The organism is Pseudomonas sp. Marseille-Q8238 (assembly GCF_965111915.1).
On the sequence record NZ_CBCOPI010000002.1, the window covers coordinates 1 to 5,386 of the forward strand.

General features: G+C 44.7%; 9 protein-coding genes. All 9 read left to right on the forward strand.

Annotated elements, in window-relative coordinates; translation table 11 throughout:
- Positions 1–260, forward strand: a 260-nt coding sequence (locus tag ACWPW0_RS23130) for a major capsid protein (protein ID WP_454256790.1), incomplete at its 5' end; no start/stop codon positions are given.
- 110 nt (positions 261–370) lie between these two features.
- Positions 371–898 carry a hypothetical protein gene (locus tag ACWPW0_RS23135; RefSeq protein ID WP_000487867.1) on the forward strand — a complete coding sequence of 176 codons (528 nt, stop codon included), beginning with the start codon at positions 371–373 and terminating at the stop codon, positions 896–898.
- A gap of 8 nt (positions 899–906) precedes the next feature.
- Positions 907–1,893 carry a Minor spike protein gene (locus tag ACWPW0_RS23140; RefSeq protein ID WP_000466547.1) on the forward strand — a complete coding sequence of 329 codons (987 nt, stop codon included), beginning with the start codon at positions 907–909 and terminating at the stop codon, positions 1,891–1,893.
- A gap of 63 nt (positions 1,894–1,956) precedes the next feature.
- The gene (locus tag ACWPW0_RS23145) at positions 1,957–3,498 is read left to right on the forward strand and encodes a replication endonuclease (RefSeq protein WP_000252566.1); all 1,542 of its coding nucleotides are present in this window, start codon (positions 1,957–1,959) and stop codon (positions 3,496–3,498) included.
- Complete coding sequence (locus ACWPW0_RS23150; RefSeq protein ID WP_435988044.1) at positions 3,431–3,583, forward strand: hypothetical protein; 153 nt, start codon at positions 3,431–3,433, stop codon at positions 3,581–3,583. Before ACWPW0_RS23145 ends, ACWPW0_RS23150 begins: the two co-directional genes overlap by 68 nt.
- Positions 3,516–3,755 (forward strand): phage DNA packaging protein C, encoded by a 240-nt coding sequence (locus ACWPW0_RS23155; protein WP_016670801.1) that lies wholly within the window; start codon positions 3,516–3,518, stop codon positions 3,753–3,755. Before ACWPW0_RS23150 ends, ACWPW0_RS23155 begins: the two co-directional genes overlap by 68 nt.
- Positions 3,752–4,210, forward strand: coding sequence for a scaffolding protein D (locus ACWPW0_RS23160; protein WP_000084700.1), 459 nt, complete (start codon positions 3,752–3,754; stop codon positions 4,208–4,210). Before ACWPW0_RS23155 ends, ACWPW0_RS23160 begins: the two co-directional genes overlap by 4 nt.
- The gene (locus ACWPW0_RS23165; RefSeq protein ID WP_000033471.1) at positions 4,210–4,326 is read left to right on the forward strand and encodes a phage DNA packaging protein J; all 117 of its coding nucleotides are present in this window, start codon (positions 4,210–4,212) and stop codon (positions 4,324–4,326) included. Before ACWPW0_RS23160 ends, ACWPW0_RS23165 begins: the two co-directional genes overlap by 1 nt.
- Positions 4,327–4,362: 36 nt before the next feature.
- On the forward strand, positions 4,363–5,386 hold a 1,024-nt coding region (locus ACWPW0_RS23170), incomplete at its 3' end, for a major capsid protein (RefSeq protein WP_038293136.1).

Sequence of the window (5,386 nt, forward strand, 5' to 3'; positions counted from 1 at the left end):
AGAAGTTTAAGATTGCTGAGGGTCAGTGGTATCGTTATGCGCCTTCGTATGTTTCTCCTGCTTATCACCTTCTTGAAGGCTTCCCATTCATTCAGGAACCGCCTTCTGGTGATTTGCAAGAACGCGTACTTATTCGCCACCATGATTATGACCAGTGTTTCCAGTCCGTTCAGTTGTTGCAGTGGAATAGTCAGGTTAAATTTAATGTGACCGTTTATCGCAATCTGCCGACCACTCGCGATTCAATCATGACTTCGTGATAAAAGATTGAGTGTGAGGTTATAACGCCGAAGCGGTAAAAATTTTAATTTTTGCCGCTGAGGGGTTGACCAAGCGAAGCGCGGTAGGTTTTCTGCTTAGGAGTTTAATCATGTTTCAGACTTTTATTTCTCGCCATAATTCAAACTTTTTTTCTGATAAGCTGGTTCTCACTTCTGTTACTCCAGCTTCTTCGGCACCTGTTTTACAGACACCTAAAGCTACATCGTCAACGTTATATTTTGATAGTTTGACGGTTAATGCTGGTAATGGTGGTTTTCTTCATTGCATTCAGATGGATACATCTGTCAACGCCGCTAATCAGGTTGTTTCTGTTGGTGCTGATATTGCTTTTGATGCCGACCCTAAATTTTTTGCCTGTTTGGTTCGCTTTGAGTCTTCTTCGGTTCCGACTACCCTCCCGACTGCCTATGATGTTTATCCTTTGGATGGTCGCCATGATGGTGGTTATTATACCGTCAAGGACTGTGTGACTATTGACGTCCTTCCCCGTACGCCGGGCAATAATGTTTATGTTGGTTTCATGGTTTGGTCTAACTTTACCGCTACTAAATGCCGCGGATTGGTTTCGCTGAATCAGGTTATTAAAGAGATTATTTGTCTCCAGCCACTTAAGTGAGGTGATTTATGTTTGGTGCTATTGCTGGCGGTATTGCTTCTGCTCTTGCTGGTGGCGCCATGTCTAAATTGTTTGGAGGCGGTCAAAAAGCCGCCTCCGGTGGCATTCAAGGTGATGTGCTTGCTACCGATAACAATACTGTAGGCATGGGTGATGCTGGTATTAAATCTGCCATTCAAGGCTCTAATGTTCCTAACCCTGATGAGGCCGTCCCTAGTTTTGTTTCTGGTGCTATGGCTAAAGCTGGTAAAGGACTTCTTGAAGGTACGTTGCAGGCTGGCACTTCTGCCGTTTCTGATAAGTTGCTTGATTTGGTTGGACTTGGTGGCAAGTCTGCCGCTGATAAAGGAAAGGATACTCGTGATTATCTTGCTGCTGCATTTCCTGAGCTTAATGCTTGGGAGCGTGCTGGTGCTGATGCTTCCTCTGCTGGTATGGTTGACGCCGGATTTGAGAATCAAAAAGAGCTTACTAAAATGCAACTGGACAATCAGAAAGAGATTGCCGAGATGCAAAATGAGACTCAAAAAGAGATTGCTGGCATTCAGTCGGCGACTTCACGCCAGAATACGAAAGACCAGGTATATGCACAAAATGAGATGCTTGCTTATCAACAGAAGGAGTCTACTGCTCGCGTTGCGTCTATTATGGAAAACACCAATCTTTCCAAGCAACAGCAGGTTTCCGAGATTATGCGCCAAATGCTTACTCAAGCTCAAACGGCTGGTCAGTATTTTACCAATGACCAAATCAAAGAAATGACTCGCAAGGTTAGTGCTGAGGTTGACTTAGTTCATCAGCAAACGCAGAATCAGCGGTATGGCTCTTCTCATATTGGCGCTACTGCAAAGGATATTTCTAATGTCGTCACTGATGCTGCTTCTGGTGTGGTTGATATTTTTCATGGTATTGATAAAGCTGTTGCCGATACTTGGAACAATTTCTGGAAAGACGGTAAAGCTGATGGTATTGGCTCTAATTTGTCTAGGAAATAACCGTCAGGATTGACACCCTCCCAATTGTATGTTTTCATGCCTCCAAATCTTGGAGGCTTTTTTATGGTTCGTTCTTATTACCCTTCTGAATGTCACGCTGATTATTTTGACTTTGAGCGTATCGAGGCTCTTAAACCTGCTATTGAGGCTTGTGGCATTTCTACTCTTTCTCAATCCCCAATGCTTGGCTTCCATAAGCAGATGGATAACCGCATCAAGCTCTTGGAAGAGATTCTGTCTTTTCGTATGCAGGGCGTTGAGTTCGATAATGGTGATATGTATGTTGACGGCCATAAGGCTGCTTCTGACGTTCGTGATGAGTTTGTATCTGTTACTGAGAAGTTAATGGATGAATTGGCACAATGCTACAATGTGCTCCCCCAACTTGATATTAATAACACTATAGACCACCGCCCCGAAGGGGACGAAAAATGGTTTTTAGAGAACGAGAAGACGGTTACGCAGTTTTGCCGCAAGCTGGCTGCTGAACGCCCTCTTAAGGATATTCGCGATGAGTATAATTACCCCAAAAAGAAAGGTATTAAGGATGAGTGTTCAAGATTGCTGGAGGCCTCCACTATGAAATCGCGTAGAGGCTTTGCTATTCAGCGTTTGATGAATGCAATGCGACAGGCTCATGCTGATGGTTGGTTTATCGTTTTTGACACTCTCACGTTGGCTGACGACCGATTAGAGGCGTTTTATGATAATCCCAATGCTTTGCGTGACTATTTTCGTGATATTGGTCGTATGGTTCTTGCTGCCGAGGGTCGCAAGGCTAATGATTCACACGCCGACTGCTATCAGTATTTTTGTGTGCCTGAGTATGGTACAGCTAATGGCCGTCTTCATTTCCATGCGGTGCACTTTATGCGGACACTTCCTACAGGTAGCGTTGACCCTAATTTTGGTCGTCGGGTACGCAATCGCCGCCAGTTAAATAGCTTGCAAAATACGTGGCCTTATGGTTACAGTATGCCCATCGCAGTTCGCTACACGCAGGACGCTTTTTCACGTTCTGGTTGGTTGTGGCCTGTTGATGCTAAAGGTGAGCCGCTTAAAGCTACCAGTTATATGGCTGTTGGTTTCTATGTGGCTAAATACGTTAACAAAAAGTCAGATATGGACCTTGCTGCTAAAGGTCTAGGAGCTAAAGAATGGAACAACTCACTAAAAACCAAGCTGTCGCTACTTCCCAAGAAGCTGTTCAGAATCAGAATGAGCCGCAACTTCGGGATGAAAATGCTCACAATGACAAATCTGTCCACGGAGTGCTTAATCCAACTTACCAAGCTGGGTTACGACGCGACGCCGTTCAACCAGATATTGAAGCAGAACGCAAAAAGAGAGATGAGATTGAGGCTGGGAAAAGTTACTGTAGCCGACGTTTTGGCGGCGCAACCTGTGACGACAAATCTGCTCAAATTTATGCGCGCTTCGATAAAAATGATTGGCGTATCCAACCTGCAGAGTTTTATCGCTTCCATGACGCAGAAGTTAACACTTTCGGATATTTCTGATGAGTCGAAAAATTATCTTGATAAAGCAGGAATTACTACTGCTTGTTTACGAATTAAATCGAAGTGGACTGCTGGCGGAAAATGAGAAAATTCGACCTATCCTTGCGCAGCTCGAGAAGCTCTTACTTTGCGACCTTTCGCCATCAACTAACGATTCTGTCAAAAACTGACGCGTTGGATGAGGAGAAGTGGCTTAATATGCTTGGCACGTTCGTCAAGGACTGGTTTAGATATGAGTCACATTTTGTTCATGGTAGAGATTCTCTTGTTGACATTTTAAAAGAGCGTGGATTACTATCTGAGTCCGATGCTGTTCAACCACTAATAGGTAAGAAATCATGAGTCAAGTTACTGAACAATCCGTACGTTTCCAGACCGCTTTGGCCTCTATTAAGCTCATTCAGGCTTCTGCCGTTTTGGATTTAACCGAAGATGATTTCGATTTTCTGACGAGTAACAAAGTTTGGATTGCTACTGACCGCTCTCGTGCTCGTCGCTGCGTTGAGGCTTGCGTTTATGGTACGCTGGACTTTGTAGGATACCCTCGCTTTCCTGCTCCTGTTGAGTTTATTGCTGCCGTCATTGCTTATTATGTTCATCCCGTCAACATTCAAACGGCCTGTCTCATCATGGAAGGCGCTGAATTTACGGAAAACATTATTAATGGCGTCGAGCGTCCGGTTAAAGCCGCTGAATTGTTCGCGTTTACCTTGCGTGTACGCGCAGGAAACACTGACGTTCTTACTGACGCAGAAGAAAACGTGCGTCAAAAATTACGTGCAGAAGGAGTGATGTAATGTCTAAAGGTAAAAAACGTTCTGGCGCTCGCCCTGGTCGTCCGCAGCCGTTGCGAGGTACTAAAGGCAAGCGTAAAGGCGCTCGTCTTTGGTATGTAGGTGGTCAACAATTTTAATTGCAGGGGCTTCGGCCCCTTACTTGAGGATAAATTATGTCTAATATTCAAACTGGCGCCGAGCGTATGCCGCATGACCTTTCCCATCTTGGCTTCCTTGCTGGTCAGATTGGTCGTCTTATTACCATTTCAACTACTCCGGTTATCGCTGGCGACTCCTTCGAGATGGACGCCGTTGGCGCTCTCCGTCTTTCTCCATTGCGTCGTGGCCTTGCTATTGACTCTACTGTAGACATTTTTACTTTTTATGTCCCTCATCGTCACGTTTATGGTGAACAGTGGATTAAGTTCATGAAGGATGGTGTTAATGCCACTCCTCTCCCGACTGTTAACACTACTGGTTATATTGACCATGCCGCTTTTCTTGGCACGATTAACCCTGATACCAATAAAATCCCTAAGCATTTGTTTCAGGGTTATTTGAATATCTATAACAACTATTTTAAAGCGCCGTGGATGCCTGACCGTACCGAGGCTAACCCTAATGAGCTTAATCAAGATGATGCTCGTTATGGTTTCCGTTGCTGCCATCTCAAAAACATTTGGACTGCTCCGCTTCCTCCTGAGACTGAGCTTTCTCGCCAAATGACGACTTCTACCACATCTATTGACATTATGGGTCTGCAAGCTGCTTATGCTAATTTGCATACTGACCAAGAACGTGATTACTTCATGCAGCGTTACCATGATGTTATTTCTTCATTTGGAGGTAAAACCTCTTATGACGCTGACAACCGTCCTTTACTTGTCATGCGCTCTAATCTCTGGGCATCTGGCTATGATGTTGATGGAACTGACCAAACGTCGTTAGGCCAGTTTTCTGGTCGTGTTCAACAGACCTATAAACATTCTGTGCCGCGTTTCTTTGTTCCTGAGCATGGCACTATGTTTACTCTTGCGCTTGTTCGTTTTCCGCCTACTGCGACTAAAGAGATTCAGTACCTTAACGCTAAAGGTGCTTTGACTTATACCGATATTGCTGGCGACCCTGTTTTGTATGGCAACTTGCCGCCGCGTGAAATTTCTATGAAGGATGTTTTCCGTTCTGGTGATTCGTCTA